Origin of the sequence: Brevibacillus jepli (assembly GCF_047229145.1) — a bacterium.
GTDB lineage: Bacteria > Bacillota > Bacilli > Brevibacillales > Brevibacillaceae > Brevibacillus.
In genome coordinates, this window is sequence record NZ_JBFEFW010000001.1 from 106,676 (window position 1) to 125,518 (window position 18,843).

Genomic DNA, 18,843 nt, shown 5'->3' on the forward strand with positions numbered 1-18,843 from the left:
AGGTACTATAATCTACGTGCTGTAAAGAAAAAGTCTTTACAGTTTGAAACGAGTACCTCATAGCAAAGGATTGGTTTCATGTTAGAAAAGACCAATCAAGTCAATCTCTTGTTTGACTTTTACGCGCCGCTACTCAAGGGCAAGCAGCGAGAATATCTTGAGCTGTATTATCTGGACGATTTATCGCTCGGAGAAATTGCCGAGATGCATGAGGTCAGCCGCCAAGCTGTTTATGATCATATTAAGCGGGCTGAGAAGCAACTGTTTGAATACGATCAGAAGCTGCGCCTCGCTGAACGTCATGAAAACCGCATGGCAGTGTTGAATCGCATGAACGAGCTTGTGAATGAGCTGTCGGAGAGCGAGACAAGAGACGAGCTGAACACTTTGCTCCACCAACTGTCAGAGATGGATTAGGAGGGCTCGCATGGCGTTTGAGAGCTTAGCCAATCGGCTGCAAAACGCGTTTGACAAACTGCGCGGCAGAGGGAAGATCGACGAAACCATCGTGAATGAAGCGATGCGTGAAGTTCGTCTGGCTCTGTTGGAAGCAGACGTTAACTTTAAAGTAGTAAAAGACTTCGTCGCTCGCGTCAAGGAGCGCGCAGTCGGTCAGGAAGTCATGAAAAGCCTGACACCTGGTCAAATGGTGATCAAAATCGTGAATGAAGAGCTGGTCGCTCTGATGGGTGGCAATGTCGCTCAGCTCACGATGGCGCACCGCCCGCCAACTGTCATTATGATGGCAGGTCTGCAAGGGGCAGGTAAAACGACCACGACTGGTAAGCTAGCGAAGTACTTGCAAAAGCAAAACCGCAAGCCACTTCTGGTAGCGGGGGACATTTACCGTCCTGCTGCGATCAAGCAGCTCCAGGTTTTAGGGGAGCAATTAAATGTTCCCGTCTTCACTCTCGGTGATCAAGTCAGTCCTGTTGATATCGCTCGCCAAGCGATTGAACACGCGAAGACGAATCATCTCGACGTAGTCCTCATCGATACGGCAGGCCGCCTGCACATCGACGAAGCACTGATGGACGAGTTGAAGCAGATTCGTGAGGTAACCAAGCCCGATGAGATTTTGCTCGTCGTGGATGCGATGACAGGTCAAGATGCCGTCAATGTGGCAGAGAGCTTTAACAGCCAGCTCGAACTGACTGGTGTGGTTCTCACCAAGCTAGACGGTGATACCCGAGGCGGTGCCGCATTATCCGTCAAAGCTGTCACTGGCAAGCCGATCAAATTCGCGGCAATGGGTGAAAAGCTGGATGCGCTCGAACCGTTCCATCCGGATCGCATGGCTTCCCGTATCTTGGGTATGGGTGACGTGCTCAGCCTGATTGAGAAAGCACAGGCATCCGTGGATGAAGACAAAGCACGCGATATGGAACGCCAAATGCGTCAAGGTGAGTTTACCTTCGACATGTTCCTGGATTCCATGCAGCAGCTTCGCAACTTGGGTCCTTTTGAAGACATTCTCGGCATGCTGCCAGGAATGAACAAGATGAAGGGCAAAATGAACGTGGATGAGAAACAGATCGCCCGTGTTGAAGCAATCGCCAAATCCATGACGAAACAAGAGCGCGCCAATCCTGATCTATTGAATGCCAACCGTCGCAAGCGCATCGCAAACGGCAGTGGAACGAGCATTCAAGAAGTCAATCGCTTCCTCAAGCAATTCGAGGAAATGAAAAAGATGATGAAGCAATTCTCGGGCGCTGCTGACAAGATGGTCAAGAAGTCGAAGAAAAAGGGCTTCGGACTACCGTTCATGGGTGGTAAAGGCGGAGGCAACAACCAAGGCGGGATGAACTTCCCATTTAACTTCAAGCCACCGTTCAAGTAATCAGGCATGATCTCTTCGCGACACTGACTTGTCAGTTGGACGCGATGGTTCAGATATAGTAGCACCAACGCAGATGTTCATCTAGCGTTGATTAATACAGGAGGTGACACAACATGGCAGTAAAAATCCGTCTGAAGCGTATGGGTTCCAAGAAAGCTCCTTTCTACCGTGTAGTAGTAGCTGACTCCCGTTCCCCTCGCGATGGCCGTTTCATTGAAGAAATCGGTTACTACAATCCGGTTGCACAACCGGCAGTGGTGAAAATTGATACCGACAAAGCGGTACAATGGATCCTGAATGGTGCAGCTCCAACTGACACCGTTCGTAACCTTCTCTCCAAAGAGGGCGTTATGGCTAAAGTGCACGAAACCAAATACGGCAAATAAGTCGGTCATCTGGAGGTTTGATGATGAAAGCGCTGGTCGAAACGATCGCAAAAGCTCTCGTCGATCATCCGAATGAGGTTCGTGTTAACGCAGTGGATAAAGAGCGTACTCTCGTCTTTGAATTGTCGGTTCACCCTGATGATATGGGGAAGATTATCGGCAAACAAGGACGAATCGCTAAAGCCCTGCGCACGGTCGTGATCGCAGCATCCGTGGAAACGGACAAGCGTGTCACGGTTGAGATTGTATGAGAAAAGGCTGGGAGCTTTCCCAGTCTTTTTTCTAGTATCCAAGATGCTCATAAACCATTATGCTTTTTCCGAAAGGAGTGGCGTACATGCTTACGATTTTTCGGACAGTACAAGTCAAACTGATCATCACGGAGGTATCGCGCGCCGCTTTAATCGATCAGTACAGCCAGCGACTTCGTTTGCAGCGTAAAGAGTGGGAGCAGTGGCAGTTTCAATCGAAAAAACTATTAACCGAGGCGAAAAAAAAGTCTGCGGATACATATGCGTTGGCGCAAGAGAAAATCGCGCAGGAAGAGCGACGACGCAAGGAAAAAATAGATAATCTGGCGCTTACTCTCCAGCAGGTCGAGAATCTTCCAGAGGGGAGCGAGATTGATTACCAGACAGTCCAAAGCCCTGTAACGATTCAAGAGGGCGATGTTTGGGATGAAATCATGTCCGGAACGGAAATCATGATAAAAGATGGCTTGGTGCATGAGATTCGGTTACAAACGAATAATGGGAAAAAAGCAAAGGAGGAGTGAACACGTTGAGTCAAAAAAGTTTTTACGGAGTAGGCAAGTTGGTCAATACGCATGGCCTGCGAGGTGAAGTACGTGTAACACCAACGACAGATTTTCCAGATCAGCGTTTTCGCAAAGGCAATGAGCTATATTTGTTCCATCCGACACTCAGTGAGCCATTAGTTTTGAAAGTCGCATCTCGTCGTTCGCACAAAAACTTTGAGATCGTTAGCTTTCATGGCTATGAGCATATTAACGATATTGAGAAGTACAAGGGCGGAGAGTTGAAAATTCCAGAAGAAGCGTTGATGGAATTAGAAGATGACGAGTTCTACATTCATCAGCTCATCGGATGCGAGGTTGTGACGGACGAGGGTGAAGAGCTGGGAAAAATCGTCGATGTCATGCAGCCGGGAGCAAACGATGTATGGGTAGTGAAAGGAAAGCGCGGAGAGATCTTGCTGCCTTACATCGATGACTGCATCAAGGAAGTGGATATCGCGAACAAACGTGTGGTCTGCCATCTGATGGAAGGCTTGCTGTAGGAGGAACCTCAATTGCGGATCGATATTTTTACGCTTTTTCCCGAAATGTTTACAGGTGTTTTGTCTAGCAGCATTTTGGGAAAGGCAAGCGAAAAGGAACTGGTTGATTTTCACGTAACCAATTTTCGCGATTTCTCTGAGAGCAAGCACGGCACAGTAGATGACACCCCTTATGGTGGCGGCGGAGGCATGGTTTTGAAGCCAGAGCCATTGTTTCGAGCAGTAGAAGCTTTGAGCGGCGAGAAGAAGCCTCGTGTGATTCTGATGTGTCCACAAGGTGTGCCTTATCATCAAAAGCTAGCAGAAGAGCTTGCCCAAGAGGAGCACCTCGTTTTCATTTGTGGACATTACGAAGGGTATGACGAGCGAATCCGGGAGTATCTGGTTACGGATGAAATTTCGATTGGGGATTATGTACTGACAGGCGGGGAGCTTGCCGCAATGGTTGTGATCGACAGTGTCGTTCGTTTGCAGCCAGGCGCTTTGGGAAACCAGACGTCCGCTGTCGAGGATTCCTTTTCCACTGGACTGCTAGAATACCCGCATTACACCAGACCGGCTGAGTTTCGTGGGTGGAAGGTTCCGGACATCTTATTGTCAGGACATCATGCCAATATCGAAAGCTGGCGATTAAAGGAGTCATTGCGCAGAACAAAGGAACGCCGCCCGGACTTGCTGGAAAAGATAGAGCTGACGAAAGAAATGAAGAAGCTGTTGGCTGAACTGGAGCAGGAAAAAAAGTAGGAACCATATTGAAAACATCCTTGTAGTTTACTGCCCACTGTGTTAATATACTTCTTGTGGCAATTTTGCCCGCTGACTAAGGCGGTCCGCTACTCGTAACGCAGCACTAGCGGCTGGACCTACGGGTTAGACGAGTAAGAACGTCTATCGGAAGGAGGAAATACAAATGAACCAAATTATCCGTGAACTGGAAAAAGCTCAATTGAAACAGGATATTCCTGCGTTCCGTCCTGGTGACACTGTTCGTGTACACGTTAAGGTTATCGAGGGTCAGCGTGAGCGTATTCAGCTGTTCGAAGGCGTATGCATTCGCCGTCGCGGTACAGGTATCAGCGAAACATTTACAGCTCGTAAGATTTCTTACGGCGTAGGTGTTGAGCGTACATTCCCAGTACACACGCCTAAGATCGACAAGATCGAAATCGTGCGTCATGGTAAAGTACGTCGCGCGAAACTGTACTATCTGCGCGATCGCGTAGGTAAAGCAGCTCGTATTAAAGAAATTCGTCGATAAGCGTAATGCTTAGAAAGAGGACTGGTCTGCTTGCCAGGCCTCTTTTTTCCATTTAACGATCTTGAAATAAAATAGTTCATCTTGACATATGTTACAGCTAAGGTTGGACGAGCTTTCATGGGAGGATCGTAAGTCATGAGCGAAGAAATTACCTCCAGTCATAAGAAGAAAAATGAACTATGGGAATGGATAAAGGCACTCGGGATCGCCTTGGTATTGGCGTTTCTGATCCGAACCTTTTTATTCGCCCCGTTTATTGTAGAAGGCGAATCCATGGAAAGCACTTTACATAATAGTGAAAAATTAGTCGTGAACAAGGCGATTTACTATCTGCAAGATCCGAAGCCTGGTGATATCATCGTTTTCCATGCAGAAAAGGAACGGGATTACATCAAAAGAGTCATTGCTGTTGAAGGTGATACGGTCGAGGTCAAAAACGATCAACTTCTGGTCAATGGCAAAGTGGTAGAGGAACCGTATCTTGCACCATTAAAAGAACAAGTGAAGCAACAGGGGGAGCGGTACTTTACTAACGATTTTCCCCCAGTCAAAATACCAGAAGACCATATATTTGTAATGGGTGATAACAGGCTGAACAGTCATGACAGTAGAGCCATCGGACCTGTTGCCGTCAGTACAGTGGTTGGTCGGGCTGAATTTACATTCTGGCCCGTTGCAGGTATTCGCTTGACAAGATAACGTAAAGCTTCAAGGTAGGTGAGACATCATGACGATCCAATGGTTTCCTGGCCATATGGCTAAAGCACGTCGTCAAGTAACGGAAAAGCTGAAATTAATTGATGTGGTCATTGAGCTACTCGATGCACGTCTGCCGCTTTCCAGCCGAAATCCGATGATTGACGAGATTGTCAGTGATAAACCACGATTGATATTACTTAATAAAGCAGATTTGGCTGATGAGCGGGCCACAGATGAGTGGATTGCTTACTTTCGCAAGCAGGGCATTCGTACATTGCCGATTGATGCCTTGAGTGGAAAAGGTGTCAGTAAGCTGCCAGAAATGTGCAAGGAGCTAGCTGCTGATATGCTGGCGAAGCGCAGCGAGCGGGGAATGCAAGGACGTGCCATCCGCATCATGATCTTGGGAATCCCCAATGTTGGCAAGTCTTCCCTTATTAACCGATTGTCGAAGCGCTCCGTAGCGGCAACGGGCGATCGCCCAGCTGTAACCAAAGCGCAGCAATGGGTGAAAATGGGGGATACACTGGAGCTTCTGGATACACCAGGTATTCTTTGGCCGAAATTTGAGGATCAGATGGTAGGTCTGCGTTTGGCGGCAAGCGGAGCCATTAAAGACGAACTCATCGATTTTACGGAGGTAGCGTTATTTGTCATCAGCTACATGATGCACTACTATCCGGAACGCCTGATAGAACGCTTCAAGCTAAAAGAATTACCCGAGGATCGAGTGGAAATGCTCGAGGAAATCGGGAAGAAGCGCGGATGCCTCGTTTCTGGCGGAAATATCGACTATGACAAGGCTGCGGAAATTTTTCTCAGGGAGCTGCGTTCCGGTAAGCTGGGAACGGTATCTGTCGAGCGCCCGATTGACTGGGAAATGGAAGAGCCGATTGGCAAGCCGGTATCTTTTCCGGAATAAGCTTTTGCAGCCATCAAAAACCTGACTATCGACATATACGGTAGGCAGGTTTTTTTACTATGAGGTTCTGTAAGGAGAAATGAGTCAATGAATGTAGCGGATATGTCGATAAAAGAAATACGAGCGACGATGGAAAAGTTGGACGAGGTACCCAAAGATTTTTTACAATTGCTGAAAGAGGATAAAAGGGCGGGCGTGCAGACGCTAGTGAAGCAGGTGGAAGCTGCAATTGCGCGCCAAGAAAAGCTAGCACAAATGTGGGCCGACATGACCGTTTATGAGAAAGCCATGTTCGATAAGGGGCATCAATACATATTCGGCGTAGATGAAGTGGGAAGAGGGCCGTTGGCTGGCCCAGTGGTGGCATGTGCTGTCTGTCTGCCTAAAGATTTTTATTTGCCAGGCTTGAATGACTCCAAGAAGATACCCGTTTCTACGCGGGAGGCTTTTTGCGAAATCATTCAAAGAGATGCACTAGCTGTTGGTATCGGAATTGTGGATGCAGCAAGAATCGACGCTATCAATATTTTAGCGGCTACAAAAGAAGCGATGAAGCTGGCTATTCTTCAGGCAGGACAATCTCCAGACGCTTTATTGATCGATGCCGTACAGCTGAGTGGAATGGAATGCGAGCAGATCCCGATTATAGGCGGAGATGCGAAAAGCGTCTCGATCGCAGCTGCATCGATCGTAGCGAAGGTCACTCGGGATCGATTGATGGCTCAGTACGCGGAGCAATATCCAGCGTATGGGTTTGACAAGCACGCAGGATACGGTACCGCAGAGCATTTGGCAGCAATCGCTAGCTTCGGACCGACGCCGATTCATCGTAAGACTTTCACTGGCGTAAAAGAACACGCATAAAGAGCGCTTGTAACATACTGCCTACAGGAGGAGGATCTGCATGTTTTCCCCGTCGCAACTTATTCAATCATTCGTGCAAAAAGCTCCCATATCCGCTCCGAAGCCAGTTGAGCTTACTCCCGGCCAAGTGTTTAAAGGCACGGTAATTAAGCATTACCCGGACAATATGGCGCTCGTACAAGTCGGAGGAATGCAGGTTCAGGCAAAAATGGAAGCAAGTCTCGAACCGGGCCAAAAAGCTTGGCTCCAAGTCCAGCCATCTACAGGCGTCGTCACGTTGAAGGTCCTGGAGACCGCTGGGGAAGGAGCAGGAAAAGACGCTTCACTTGAAGGGCTGATACGGTCGTTAGGCGTCGCAGATACAAAAGAGAACAAAGCGATCGTGCAAGCTCTGCTCGGTGCCAATCTTCCAGTGAATAAGGATACGATACAAGCTTTTTCAGCTGTTGCTGGACGATTAGGAGTCGACAATGCCACCATAGAGGCATTCCTGACAGCTATGAAAAGAAATCTGCCGCTTACTCCCGATACGATCTCAGGGTTGAAAGCTTTTTTATCGGACAGGCCAATGGGGCAGCTCATCCAAAATCTGTTGCAGCAAGCCTCACTCTTCATAGATGGTGAAGGCGAACCTTCACAGACGTCGGGTCAATCCCCACAGAGCCAATCACAGCAAGCACCCGGACAAGCCAATGCAGCAACGGTAGATGTCAGACAGCTCGTCAGTCAGTTGAAGGATAAATTGTCAGGCCTGTCTTTACTCATCACTGGCAACGATGGAACAGAAGAAGGACCAGCAGTCAAACAGATGCCACAAGCGACTTCGAACAATCAAGGTGCTCCGCAGACTGGAGCTGGGGGAAGCCAGACTCAGCCACTGCCTGCGAAGAACGGTCAGCCTTCAACGCAAGTCCAGACGTCGTCTCCATCACCTAACCAGGTTGTCAGTCATGCATCATCACAATCGCAAGCTGTGGCGTCAAGAGTTCCAACAGAAACAGTCCCAGCGCCCAACATCATCGGCAAGCAGGTAGATACGGTGCAAAACGACACGACTGGGAAGAGTAATCAATTGTTGCCTAACCAGAGCAGTGGACCCAGTGTCGAGTCAACCATCGTTCGTAACCAGCCTTCGCCTAATCAACAGTCATCGCAGATGAATCAGGAGCCAATCCAAAACAAGCAGATGGCAGAGCAAAAGGCGGTAACGACAGATACAGGGCAAAAAGGCATTCCGCAGATATTGTCCCAAGCACCTGGTGCAGCGAATGGTGCCACCGCTGCAAACCCGATAGCGGAATTGTTTCGTCATTTAGGTGTAACCCATGAAAGAGAATTGATGGGGCAGGCATTTTCACAAGGAGCGATGGATTCCCATTCCATGAAGCAGATGGATTCAGTCAAATCCCTCTTACTGCAAATCAGCCAGACGCCAGCTCAGGCACTTCCAACGGCCTTGCGAGAAGCTGCGGATCAACTGCTACAACAAGTAACGGGACAGCAGCTGATGATGGTTCAGCCCTCTAACCAAGCCCTGTCTCAAATCGTCATGCAAATCCCGATTCGCCAAGCCGAGGGGGATGAGACGGCTTTTGTACAAATCGAGTCGAAAAAGAACGGATCGGGACAGCTTGATCCAGAAAACTGCCGTCTGTTTTTTCATTTGGAGCTTCAGAGCATGGGTACGACCATGATAGATGTCAGCATCGTCAATCGAATCGTCAACTTGCAAATTTTTAATGATACACCATGGGTTGAAGCACTTATTCAAGGATCCAAAGATCGTTTTGCTGACCAATTGCAGGACGTTGGCTATCATCTATCTGCTATGCGGGTCCAGCCAGTGCCGGCTGACAGAGGGAAGTCGACTAGTCCGATACAAACCAAAGGCCCCCTCCTGGCTGACTATAAAGGGGTGGACCTTCGCGTATGAAGCCGCCATCCTCTTCTGAGAACAAACGTAAGCAGGCAGTCGCGCTGAAGTACCAGGCGGGTATTATGGAAGCGCCAAAGATTGTGGCAAAAGGCAAGGGGTACGTAGCTGACAATATGCTGAAAACAGCAAAGGAGCACGATATACCCGTACAAGAGGACCCTTCCTTGGTAGAGGTTCTGGGCAAGCTGGATCTGGATCAACAAATTCCGCCAGAGCTGTATCAAGTAGTGGCAGAGATCCTTGCCTTTGTTTATCGCATCGATAAAGGCGGAGGAACCAAAAAATGAGCGAAAGTCGCCGTCTTCTTGGGCAAAGAGGAGAAAAGCTTGCTGAAAGCTATTTAGTGAACAAAGGATTACGGATCGTAGATCGAAATGTTCGAACAAAGCGTGGAGAAATAGACCTGATCGCCTTAGACGGTACCTGCATGGTTTTCGTAGAGGTACGAACAAGAAGCAGTCAAATGTTTGGAACGGCAGCTGAGTCCATTACATGGAAGAAAAAGCAGAAGCTTCGTGAGCTTGCCATCGAATATTTGCACCAAGCTTCACAGCCTGTCCCATCCTTTCGTTTTGACGTCATAGCGATTTTTACCGGTACTTCAAGAGGGGATGAGGACCTCATGAAGCCAGTCATTGAGCACTATGAGAGTGCCTTCTAGGAAAAACGGGCTCCTGGCCACGTACATAATGGGGATACGTCTACAGCATCAGTCGCAGAGCCAGCGTACTATGTACTGTACTCGACGCGATGAAACTCCTCCAAGCATCAATATCCGCTTTCCGGCTCAGAAGCTGGAAAGCATTTTTTTTGTAGCTTTTTGGATCTGAACGTACAGACAAGCCCACTCTTATTTCGTTCCGAAAACAACTGTTATTATGAAAAACAAATGTTTTTCAAAAAAACTGCAGAATTGGTGTGACATTTTTCCATCTCATACGTCAATAAAAGTATAGGAAATAATTTGGAGGTAAAAAGATGAAAATTATTAAAAGCAACTTGATCAAAAACGTCTCCTTAGCCGTAGCTACTATTTGCACTGTTCAGTTTTCAGTTGCAGGCATCGCTTCTGCACAAACTGTGACACCACAACCTATCCAAGCGTATAGCGCGGTTGCAAGTGCCTATTCTTCTGGTTTGAAAGCAAATACGAATGCAGTGAATCTCTCTGTAGGTTCTTCGTCTACGATCCGCCTTACTTATAACGGTAGCACCATCGATAATGCATATGTAGACTGGGAAGTAGGTACTTCCAGTATCGCTTCTGTTAGCAATGGGGTTATCACGGGTAAGAAAACAGGATCGACCATTGTTACTGCAAGATATAATGGAAGTAAAATTACAATCAGAGTGACTGTTGCGAAAGCTGAAATTTTGGAAGCAAATCGTTCAGAAATCAATATTAAAAAAGGTAAGAAATCGACAATTAGCTTGAAATTTGCTGATAAGGCACTATCGGGATCAAAGGCAAATTGGCGTTCCGAGGATAAATCGATTGCGACTGTTGATGATGGTGAAGTAAAAGGTGTATCTTCTGGAAGCACAATTATTACTGCTGAATATAGAGACCAAATCGTTGAGATTAGAGTAAATGTTGGCCAGAGCAACTCAGATGGGAAACTGGAAGCAGACGTGTCACAACTTAGGATGGAGAAAGGCGATAAAGAAACAATCAAATTGACTTATGACGATGATAAGCTGTCTGGTTCAAGAGCAACTTGGAAATCGTCAGATACTTCTGTAGCAAGAGTCAGTGATGATGGGGTCGTTACTGCTAGAGCCAAAGGTACAGCTACGATTACTGCCAAATACAAGGGCGACGAGGTAGAAATTGACGTCTACGTCGATACGGATGGCTCAGGTAGACTGGAAGCAGATGACACTAGCATTTCCTTGAGAGACGGGCAAAGAGATACCATTCAGTTAACCTATGACAATGAGAGATTGTCTGGTTCAAAAGCAACTTGGAGAACATCCAATTCGAGTGTAGCAACGGTTGATGATGGTGTTGTTACGGCAAGAGGTAAAGGATCTGCAACTATTACTGCCGAATATCGAGGCTACAAAGTAGAAATTTACGTAAAAGTTGATGCAAACAGCTCCGGCAAGCTGGTAGCGGACGACACCAATTTCTCCATGAAAAGAGGAGATAAAGAAGCCGTTATGCTGAGATACGATGGCGGTTTTCTCAGTAATTCCCAAGCAACCTGGAGAACTTCTAGATCTTCCGTAGCGACTGTGAGCAGCTACGGGATTATTACGGCAACTGGTAAAGGTAAGGCAACGATTACTGCCGAATACAAAGGCGAAACAGTAGAGATTGATGTGACTGTTGATGGCTCCTCCTCATTGCTGGAAGCAGATGATACTAGCCTGACCATGGATAAAGGGGACAGGGAAAGCGTTGTACTGAGATATAATGGCGATGTCCTCAGCGGTTCCAAAGCATCCTGGAAATCCTCTAAAACGTCTGTAGCGACTGTAAGCAGCAGTGGTACGATTACCGCAAAAGGAAAAGGAACTGCAACGATTACAGCTACGTATAAAGGCGAAAAGGTTGAGATTGAAGTAAAAGTTGACGGCAATGGTGGCAAGCTGGAAGCTGATGATGACTCCATTACTCTTAAAAAAGGCGAATCTGAAAAGATCAAGCTGACCTATGATGGCGATGATATCAGTGGCTCTAAAGCTTCCTGGAAGACCTCCAAGTCGTCGGTAGCAACAGTATCCGACAATGGTACTGTAAAAGGTAAGAAGAAAGGTAAGGCAACCATTACAGCTAAATACAAAGGTTATGAAGTAGAAATTGAAGTAACGGTAAAATAATGGTTGAAAGAAAACTCGCCGAATCGTAACTGGTTCGGCGAGTTTTTTCCAAATGAAAAGGAAATAATGTGATCTTTAGTGTAAGGAGGATCGAGTTATGAGAGAGACCATCTTGGAAAAATTAAATGAAATCGAGCAAGAGCATGAGCTCAAGATATTGTTCGCTGTTGAATCAGGAAGCCGTGCATGGGGATTTCCATCAAAAGATAGCGATTACGATGTGCGTTTTGTATATGTGAAGAAACCCGAATGGTACCTGTCGATTGACGACAAAAGGGACGTTGTTGAAGTACCCATCAATGATCTATTAGATATAAACGGATGGGATATTCGAAAAGCCCTAAAGCTATTTCGAAAATCAAATCCACCTCTTCAGGAATGGCTGGTGTCAGACATCGTTTATCACGATTCTCTAGGCTTTCGAGATGAGCTAATCATGTTGCGAGAGGAGGTATTCTCGCCAAAGGCATCTTTGCATCATTACCTCAGTATGGCCAAAGGAAATTTTCGAGACTATTTGCATGGGGACCAAGTCAAAATAAAAAAATACTTTTACGTTTTGCGACCGATTCTCGCATGTATCTGGATTGAAAAATACAATACCAATCCACCTATAGGTTTTGAACGCTTAGTTTCGGAGTTGGTAACGGACTCCTCGCTAAAAGACAAAATTTCTGAGTTGCTACGAAGGAAGATGGCCGGGGATGAACTGGACCTGGAGCCCAGAATAGACGTGCTTCACCACTTTATTGAGGAACAAATAGAGCGTCTGACCGTAGTAACGAGCCAGTGTACAACTGATTTGCAGGACCCGACAGACAAACTGGATGAGGTATTTAGAAAGTATTTGCAGAAGGCGTGGAGTGGTCCTCGGAAAGAGAATGAGGACGAATGAAACTACTGTTTATTTGCAGCAAAAATAAATGGAGAAGCTTGACAGCAGAGAAGATTTTTCACGGGATAAACGACTCTGAGGTAAGATCAGCAGGTACAGAAGCAGGAGCGCGTATCAAAGTAACAAGTGGTCATATCGGTTGGGCTGAGCTTATATTTTGTATGGAGAAAAAACATGTGAGGCGGTTACATGAAAAGTTTAGCTCGGATCTGATTGATAAAAGAGTTATTTGTTTGGGCATTCCTGACGAATATGAATACATGGATGAAGAGCTAATCGAGACACTAAAGTCGAGCGTTTCATCGTACATTGAGATTCCGGATTAAGCTGCCATTGGCTATTGTCGATGAATCCCGCATAATTTTGTATAATGAGTATGAAATGGCTCCATTCCATTATCGATACTTATCGTAAAGCGAGGACTTTCACCATGAAGAAAAAACTAGTGCTGGTTTTAGATGTTGAAAAAACGGACAAAGTTGATATGCAGGAACTGGCGGATTCCATGTCCGCAGCGATTCAAACCGTGGATGGTATTGTCTTACACGACTTGGTGATGTTTGATAACGATGAAAACAATGCTGACAAGCTCATTGCTAACATAAGAAAAGAAATGTCTTAAAAAGGAGAGTAATCCGGTGTTTTTCGTTTATGTTTTGGCCTATCTGATCATTGCCCTCATCTATGGGTTTTTGACGATGAAAAGCCGGAAGCTGTGGGTTCGGATTACAGGAAATTTCATTGTGCATCTTTTTATTGCTGCAATAGCCAGTCTCGGCTACTTTCTTGCCTAGAGAAAGGTTATGACTTACATAGCGAACGTTGACTATGTAATGGGAGATGAGTGTATGGATTATCAAAAATTAAGTAAAGAATTATCCTATGCGCTTCGTCATGCACCCCATGAATATGAACTTGAGTTAGACGAGCACGGATGGGTTCCGATTACGCAATTGCTATTGTCACTTCATGACCAGCGCAAGTGGCGAGCGGTAACTGAGAAAGATTTACATACGATGATTGAGCTATCGGAGAAAAAGCGCCATGAGATCAATCTAGGCAAAATTCGAGCTCTCTACGGACACTCGGTGCCCCAAAAGATCCAAAAGGAAGAAAAAGAACCGCCTGCGTATCTTTTTCATGGAACGCCGAAAAGATTCTTGGATTCTATTTTGGTAACCGGGCTTGTTCCTAAAGGAAGACAATATGTTCATTTATCTGAAGACATCCAAACGGCCCAGCAGGTTGGAAATAGACGAGACGACAATCCGGTTTTGTTGCAAATCGATGCGAGGCGAGCCTGGCATGACGGCGTGAAGTTTTACCATGGGAATGAGCTTGTTTGGTTAGCAGATCACGTACATAAGCAGTACATCTCTGTCTATCAAAAGTAGCTCGATTCGGCTAAAAAAGGAATGACACACAGCATGAGAAAAGGCTCGCAGTGGATCGCGGGTCTTTTTTGTATCGACGATTATCTGGAGGAGGTTGTAATGGTATGTTTTTGTTGTTAGCCTTTCTACTGTTGGCGGGACTTTTTGCTATTTACGATGCGATTCGAAAGCTTAACCAGAACGTCATTACGCAATTGGACCAAAACCAACGTATTATTGAACTACTAAACGACATAAAGAAAAAACAATGAAGAAGCGAATGCGTAGTTATTGGTTACTGGATAACAAGCTATTCACGTATTTCGCATGATGATTGCCAGAATGGTAGTATACATCACCCGCGATCTTACGTAAGACTGCCACATATTTTGGGATCAGGACGGAAATGACAAACTGCTCATTGTATTTGTCCTGCTCATAGTCAACAAGTGGAAAATCGCTAATCAGGATCAGACTGTAGTTGCATCCGTCAGGCACTGTCGGATCCCATTCTTGAAGATTCTCAAAAAGAAATGGCCAGGATAGATTAATTTGAATATGGTCTTGATCATAAGTCCAGGACCAGCGATTATCGTTTTCCCAATCGTATTCAAATGGTTTCAGCGACAAGATACTTTCTAAGGTACTGGAGAAAGCTTCGAGGTCAAGTTCACTGTAAAAAGAAATTCTTTCAAAGATCCGCAATTTCATGTCAACTTCGTCCTTACACTTTTTCATAGATATAAAGGATACCATCATCAATCGACCAGTTGAGTAATGATTGCCTCCAATTACTTGCTTGAGCGGGTAGGTATTTTTCAAGATTATTCACTATTTTTTCCCAATCTTGATCACTGTCATGAATTTCAATGGACTCACCGTAAACCAAGTCAAACACAAGGTAACCAATTTCGTACTCGATGCAGTCGATTTTGTAGTAGGAGACACTGTATACTTCTTCCCAGTCGATAGAGGTAGCTTCAACATGATCATACTTAACGGAAATTTGATCGCGATCAACAGTAAAAATCAAATAATACCAACTCCTTACATTATTATTAGCAGTATACGTCTTTCAGTGATTTTTTTCCAGAATTGTATAAGGGAGTAGAAACAATACAATAGGAGGTTAAAGATGATCATTGGTGATTGGATTGAGAATTACAAGATACTACAGAGAATGAATGGAACGGTAATCCTTGAGTTGCACTTCAGTTCTAATCCCATATGTAAAGAGGTGTATTTGCATCTAGGAACAGATATTACCAATAATAAGGAAAAGAGATACTATATTAGGTACTTTACTTTTTCAATGTTTGAGGAAGATGGGATCGTGGAGCTCGAAATAGATCAAGCAATCGTTCAGAAAATAGAAGAGATGCTATACGATTCAAAAATCAGTATCATACCAAGACAAATGAGTATAGGCCTAGATGGTTATACATACACAATGAGAGTGAGAAATACCTTTCAAAAAATTGAGATAACCTGGTGGTGTGAACCAAACGAAGAGTGGAGGCCGCTTGGAGAAATTGTAGACCTTATTTTTGGTCAATTGCCTAGTAACATCAGAGAGATTCATGTGCAGGATTGAGGAGAGGAAAGGTGCTGATGATGGAAGTTCAGCAGGAAATATGTCCAAAAATGTGGGTGAACTGAAATAGGTAAAGGCAGGCTGGGCATGCAATAGTTGCTCCCTTAGAAAAGTACTTCGGTCTTGGAGCAGTCATAATTCATCGAATTTGTATGAATTGCGGGTATGTAATTGACAGTTATGTTGAAAAGACTTACAGATTTAAAAAGTAAAAGTTTAAAAGATTAATCAGTTGAGACGTATGCTTTAATAAACTTGCCCACCCCCTCTATCTTTTCCTACCCTATAACTAGAGGGGGAGAGAACATGTACGCTTGCAGTTATTCAGGCACAGTGCTCGGCATAGATGGAATGGTCGTCACTGTAGAAACAGACATTGCAAATGGCTTACCGCAGTTCGATTTAGTCGGATTGGGCGGTTCAGCAGTCAAAGAAGCAAGAGATCGTGTTCGTGCAGCATTACGCAACGCAGGCTACGACTACCCCATGCAGCGGATCACGGTTAACCTGGCACCAGCAGACCAACGCAAAGAAGGATCAGGCTTCGACCTGGCTATTGCTTTTGGAATTTTACTCGCCTCGAAGCAATTGCAACCCAGACCGGAGCGAGTCATCATTCTTGGTGAACTGGCTTTAGACGGTTCACTTCGTCCAGTAACAGGTGTACTGCCCATCCTGCTTGAAGCCAAAAATGCAGGATTTACCCACGTCATTCTCCCCGAACAAAATGCAGCGGAAGCACACCTCGTAGACATTAACGTATTGCCCGCGTGTAATCTAGAAGAAGCCGTGAACTATTGGAAAGAAGGATTACACAGGAAGAACTCCAACTCAGCTTTTTCCGAAATACATACAGCTAGGACTTCTGCCAAACAGTTGCCTCCGGACTTTGCGAATGTTTACGGACAGCAGTTCGTAAAGCGAGGACTGGAGATCGCAGCAGCAGGATTTCATAATGTGATATTGGTCGGTCCCCCAGGCTCAGGCAAGACCCTTCTGGCTACTTGCCTGCCGGGCATTATGCCGAATATGACGATTCATGAATCGTACGAAGTGACGAAAATATACAGCATCGCAGGTCAATTGAAGCGGGAGAGTGGGCTAGTAGAGGAGCGGCCTTTTCGTGCCCCACACCATACGATTACCGCTACCGCACTGATTGGCGGAGGTGCGCAAATCCCGCGTCCCGGTGAGTGTAGCTTGTCTCATGGTGGTATTCTTTTTTTGGATGAGATGCCTGAGTTTTCACGGCATGTATTAGAGGTGCTACGCCAGCCTCTGGAATCGGGAATTGTAACAATTGGACGATCCAAGCAGGTTTTTACCTTCCCCGCCAGATTTCTGTTGATCGGTTCGTGTAATCCATGTCCTTGCGGATTCTTCGGTACTCGAGAGAAGCAAACCTGCTCATGCTCCCCCCAACAAATATACAAATATCGCTCAAAGCTCTCAGGACCCTTGCTAGACCGCATTGATCTACACATCGAGGTACCACGAGTGCCTGTTCAATTTCTCCACAACAGAACCGCAGAGGAATCGTCAAAAGACATTCAACAACGAGTAGAACAAGCTCGTGCGGTTCAATGCGATAGGTATCACTATCGTCCAGGAAGTCCTTTTAACAGTGTGATGAATGGGGAAGAACTGCGCCAATTCGCCCAACTGGACAAGGAAGGACAGGAAATGCTGCAGCTTGCTTTCGAGACATTAGGTTTAAGTGCAAGAGCTTACGATCGAATTGTGAAAGTGGCAAGAACGATAGCAGATTTAGATGGGGCATCTCGTGTAGAAGCGGCACATGTAGCGGAAGCGATTCGATATCGAGCCTTGGATAGAGGGTTACTTTTTTAAAACTACAGTGAGGAAGAAAAGGTTAGTTATAAAGAAAAGGAGACGGAGTACACGTGATAGTAAAATTCACTCAGACTCATTATTTTCTTCAATCAATGTTTTGTCACCAGCGTCTGATTCTAAGCGTAAATGAATACGATATAAGATTTCAATTACCTCAGCAAATCCAAGCATGAAAATGGAAGGAACAATTGAATAGAACAGAGCGGTTAGAAAATGAATGAAATTATCATTAAAATCATCGAACCAAATGAACAAACCGACAACAAAGCCAACAAAAACAATAACGAATGCCATTATCCGAATCCATCGAGCATATTTATTTGTATAGCGTTTAAACAAATATCTCCCCTCCAGCGCATATAACTTTTCATTTTTATCACCATAGCATGTAGGTTTTCTAGCGAACCGATAGCAGTTGTGAAAAGGGGCGAATTTTCAATCCCCTCATCCAAATTATACCATACGGATGGGGAGACGAGTAACCTGACTACACAGCTGTCATATTCAAAAGAACAATTTTAGAGAATTGTTCCTAAAAGATAGTAACAACATAAAATACAAACTCCCCGCAATCCCCACGATCCCAAGGCCGGCAGTACTTCATAGAAATGGAGGTCATCCCTCGCCGCAGAGCCTGAAAGGACAGCACCTGATGACCACCTTGACCAATGCGGGATGGCGAAGATGGAGGAACAAACTCATTCGAATGCAAGGATAAAAATCGTGCATCCAATGGATTGGACAAGCCCCATTGGTATCCAGTTGAAGGATTTGCCTCTAGAGTAATCGTAAACAAATGACCTGCCGTTACTTGTATCGTATACGTTGAGGTCCTGACCACTTTACAACTTCCTTTCTGATTAGACGATAGACATCTTCCTATACCATATGAAAAAAGCCTGATAGATGCTTATGAAAAAACTAGGCAAAAAAAATTTTATTTTCTTTTATGGAATCGATTTCCAACACGAACCAAGTTGACGAATTACTTGATACATCTACCATTTAACGAACATATACATAATGAAAATAGCTACATGCCGTACAAAGTTCCTAATTTCTTTGAAACAATTAGTATGATCTGGAAAGGAAAA

General features: G+C 45.4%; 27 protein-coding genes. 23 read left to right on the forward strand and 4 right to left on the reverse strand.

What is annotated here, in order from left to right:
• The first annotated feature begins 78 nt into the window (after positions 1-78).
• The 21 genes from AB1L17_RS00545 (at position 79) to AB1L17_RS00645 (ending at position 14,573) form a co-directional block, all read left to right on the forward strand.
• Positions 79-417, forward strand: a complete 339-nt coding sequence (locus tag AB1L17_RS00545; protein WP_412843187.1) for a putative DNA-binding protein — start codon at positions 79-81, stop codon at positions 415-417.
• 10 nt (positions 418-427) lie between these two features.
• Positions 428-1,843: a signal recognition particle protein gene (ffh, locus tag AB1L17_RS00550; protein ID WP_412843186.1), complete on the forward strand. Its 1,416-nt coding sequence runs from the start codon at positions 428-430 to the stop codon at positions 1,841-1,843.
• 113 nt (positions 1,844-1,956) lie between these two features.
• Positions 1,957-2,229, forward strand: coding sequence for a 30S ribosomal protein S16 (gene rpsP, locus AB1L17_RS00555; protein WP_007719713.1), 273 nt, complete (start codon positions 1,957-1,959; stop codon positions 2,227-2,229).
• Positions 2,230-2,252: 23 nt separating this feature from the next.
• Positions 2,253-2,480 carry a KH domain-containing protein gene (locus AB1L17_RS00560; protein ID WP_007719711.1) on the forward strand — a complete coding sequence of 76 codons (228 nt, stop codon included), beginning with the start codon at positions 2,253-2,255 and terminating at the stop codon, positions 2,478-2,480.
• Positions 2,481-2,566: 86 nt separating this feature from the next.
• Entirely contained in the window at positions 2,567-3,004 is a 438-nt protein-coding gene (locus tag AB1L17_RS00565; protein WP_412843185.1) for a YlqD family protein, read from the forward strand.
• Positions 3,005-3,009: 5 nt separating this feature from the next.
• Positions 3,010-3,528 carry a ribosome maturation factor RimM gene (gene rimM / locus AB1L17_RS00570; protein ID WP_486599179.1) on the forward strand — a complete coding sequence of 173 codons (519 nt, stop codon included), beginning with the start codon at positions 3,010-3,012 and terminating at the stop codon, positions 3,526-3,528.
• A gap of 12 nt (positions 3,529-3,540) precedes the next feature.
• Entirely contained in the window at positions 3,541-4,272 is a 732-nt protein-coding gene (trmD, locus tag AB1L17_RS00575; protein WP_412843183.1) for a tRNA (guanosine(37)-N1)-methyltransferase TrmD, read from the forward strand.
• 166 nt (positions 4,273-4,438) lie between these two features.
• Complete coding sequence (gene rplS, locus AB1L17_RS00580) at positions 4,439-4,786, forward strand: 50S ribosomal protein L19 (protein WP_015891886.1); 348 nt, start codon at positions 4,439-4,441, stop codon at positions 4,784-4,786.
• Positions 4,787-4,921: 135 nt separating this feature from the next.
• Positions 4,922-5,485 (forward strand): signal peptidase I, encoded by a 564-nt coding sequence (gene lepB / locus AB1L17_RS00585; protein ID WP_412843182.1) that lies wholly within the window; start codon positions 4,922-4,924, stop codon positions 5,483-5,485.
• Between the two features lie 28 nt (positions 5,486-5,513).
• On the forward strand, positions 5,514-6,407 hold the full coding sequence (gene ylqF, locus AB1L17_RS00590) for a ribosome biogenesis GTPase YlqF (RefSeq protein ID WP_412843181.1): 894 nt from the start codon (positions 5,514-5,516) through the stop codon (positions 6,405-6,407).
• 87 nt (positions 6,408-6,494) lie between these two features.
• Complete coding sequence (gene rnhB, locus AB1L17_RS00595; protein WP_412843180.1) at positions 6,495-7,271, forward strand: ribonuclease HII; 777 nt, start codon at positions 6,495-6,497, stop codon at positions 7,269-7,271.
• A gap of 40 nt (positions 7,272-7,311) precedes the next feature.
• Positions 7,312-9,204: a TP0910 N-terminal domain-containing protein gene (locus AB1L17_RS00600; RefSeq protein ID WP_412843179.1), complete on the forward strand. Its 1,893-nt coding sequence runs from the start codon at positions 7,312-7,314 to the stop codon at positions 9,202-9,204.
• The gene (locus AB1L17_RS00605) at positions 9,201-9,494 is read left to right on the forward strand and encodes an EscU/YscU/HrcU family type III secretion system export apparatus switch protein (RefSeq protein ID WP_412843178.1); all 294 of its coding nucleotides are present in this window, start codon (positions 9,201-9,203) and stop codon (positions 9,492-9,494) included. Before AB1L17_RS00600 ends, AB1L17_RS00605 begins: the two co-directional genes overlap by 4 nt.
• Positions 9,491-9,868, forward strand: coding sequence for a YraN family protein (locus AB1L17_RS00610; RefSeq protein ID WP_412843177.1), 378 nt, complete (start codon positions 9,491-9,493; stop codon positions 9,866-9,868). The genes AB1L17_RS00605 and AB1L17_RS00610 overlap by 4 nt, the downstream gene beginning before the upstream one ends.
• 317 nt (positions 9,869-10,185) lie before the next feature.
• On the forward strand, positions 10,186-12,033 hold the full coding sequence (locus tag AB1L17_RS00615) for an Ig-like domain-containing protein (RefSeq protein ID WP_412843176.1): 1,848 nt from the start codon (positions 10,186-10,188) through the stop codon (positions 12,031-12,033).
• A gap of 97 nt (positions 12,034-12,130) precedes the next feature.
• A complete protein-coding gene (locus AB1L17_RS00620) occupies positions 12,131-12,928 on the forward strand; it encodes a nucleotidyltransferase domain-containing protein (protein ID WP_412843175.1) in 798 nt (265 codons plus the stop codon).
• The gene (locus AB1L17_RS00625; RefSeq protein WP_412843174.1) at positions 12,925-13,254 is read left to right on the forward strand and encodes a low molecular weight protein tyrosine phosphatase family protein; all 330 of its coding nucleotides are present in this window, start codon (positions 12,925-12,927) and stop codon (positions 13,252-13,254) included. The genes AB1L17_RS00620 and AB1L17_RS00625 overlap by 4 nt, the downstream gene beginning before the upstream one ends.
• Before the next feature lie 104 nt (positions 13,255-13,358).
• On the forward strand, positions 13,359-13,550 hold the full coding sequence (locus tag AB1L17_RS00630) for a hypothetical protein (RefSeq protein ID WP_412843173.1): 192 nt from the start codon (positions 13,359-13,361) through the stop codon (positions 13,548-13,550).
• Between the two features lie 16 nt (positions 13,551-13,566).
• Positions 13,567-13,722: a hypothetical protein gene (locus AB1L17_RS00635; protein WP_412843172.1), complete on the forward strand. Its 156-nt coding sequence runs from the start codon at positions 13,567-13,569 to the stop codon at positions 13,720-13,722.
• 54 nt (positions 13,723-13,776) lie between these two features.
• Entirely contained in the window at positions 13,777-14,322 is a 546-nt protein-coding gene (locus AB1L17_RS00640; protein ID WP_412843171.1) for an RNA 2'-phosphotransferase, read from the forward strand.
• Positions 14,323-14,426: 104 nt separating this feature from the next.
• Positions 14,427-14,573 (forward strand): hypothetical protein, encoded by a 147-nt coding sequence (locus tag AB1L17_RS00645; RefSeq protein WP_412843170.1) that lies wholly within the window; start codon positions 14,427-14,429, stop codon positions 14,571-14,573.
• Between the two features lie 16 nt (positions 14,574-14,589).
• On the opposite strand, the gene AB1L17_RS00650 is transcribed toward AB1L17_RS00645, so the two are convergent.
• Both AB1L17_RS00650 and AB1L17_RS00655 read right to left on the reverse strand, forming a co-directional pair.
• Entirely contained in the window at positions 14,590-15,012 is a 423-nt protein-coding gene (locus AB1L17_RS00650) for a hypothetical protein (protein ID WP_412843169.1), read from the reverse strand.
• Between the two features lie 13 nt (positions 15,013-15,025).
• On the reverse strand, positions 15,026-15,334 hold the full coding sequence (locus AB1L17_RS00655) for a hypothetical protein (RefSeq protein ID WP_412843168.1): 309 nt from the start codon (positions 15,332-15,334) through the stop codon (positions 15,026-15,028).
• Positions 15,335-15,436: 102 nt separating this feature from the next.
• Here AB1L17_RS00655 and AB1L17_RS00660 point away from each other — a divergent pair, with 102 nt between their 5' ends.
• Together AB1L17_RS00660 and AB1L17_RS00665 are read left to right on the forward strand one after the other, a co-directional pair.
• Entirely contained in the window at positions 15,437-15,895 is a 459-nt protein-coding gene (locus tag AB1L17_RS00660) for a hypothetical protein (RefSeq protein ID WP_412843167.1), read from the forward strand.
• A gap of 306 nt (positions 15,896-16,201) precedes the next feature.
• Positions 16,202-17,746 (forward strand): YifB family Mg chelatase-like AAA ATPase, encoded by a 1,545-nt coding sequence (locus AB1L17_RS00665; protein ID WP_412843166.1) that lies wholly within the window; start codon positions 16,202-16,204, stop codon positions 17,744-17,746.
• 66 nt (positions 17,747-17,812) lie between these two features.
• Here AB1L17_RS00665 and AB1L17_RS00670 read toward each other — a convergent pair whose 3' ends face one another.
• Entirely contained in the window at positions 17,813-18,088 is a 276-nt protein-coding gene (locus tag AB1L17_RS00670; RefSeq protein ID WP_412843165.1) for a hypothetical protein, read from the reverse strand.
• Between the two features lie 193 nt (positions 18,089-18,281).
• Positions 18,282-18,590: a protease inhibitor I42 family protein gene (locus tag AB1L17_RS00675; RefSeq protein WP_412843164.1), complete on the reverse strand. Its 309-nt coding sequence runs from the start codon at positions 18,588-18,590 to the stop codon at positions 18,282-18,284.
• Between the last annotated feature and the right edge of the window lie 253 nt (positions 18,591-18,843).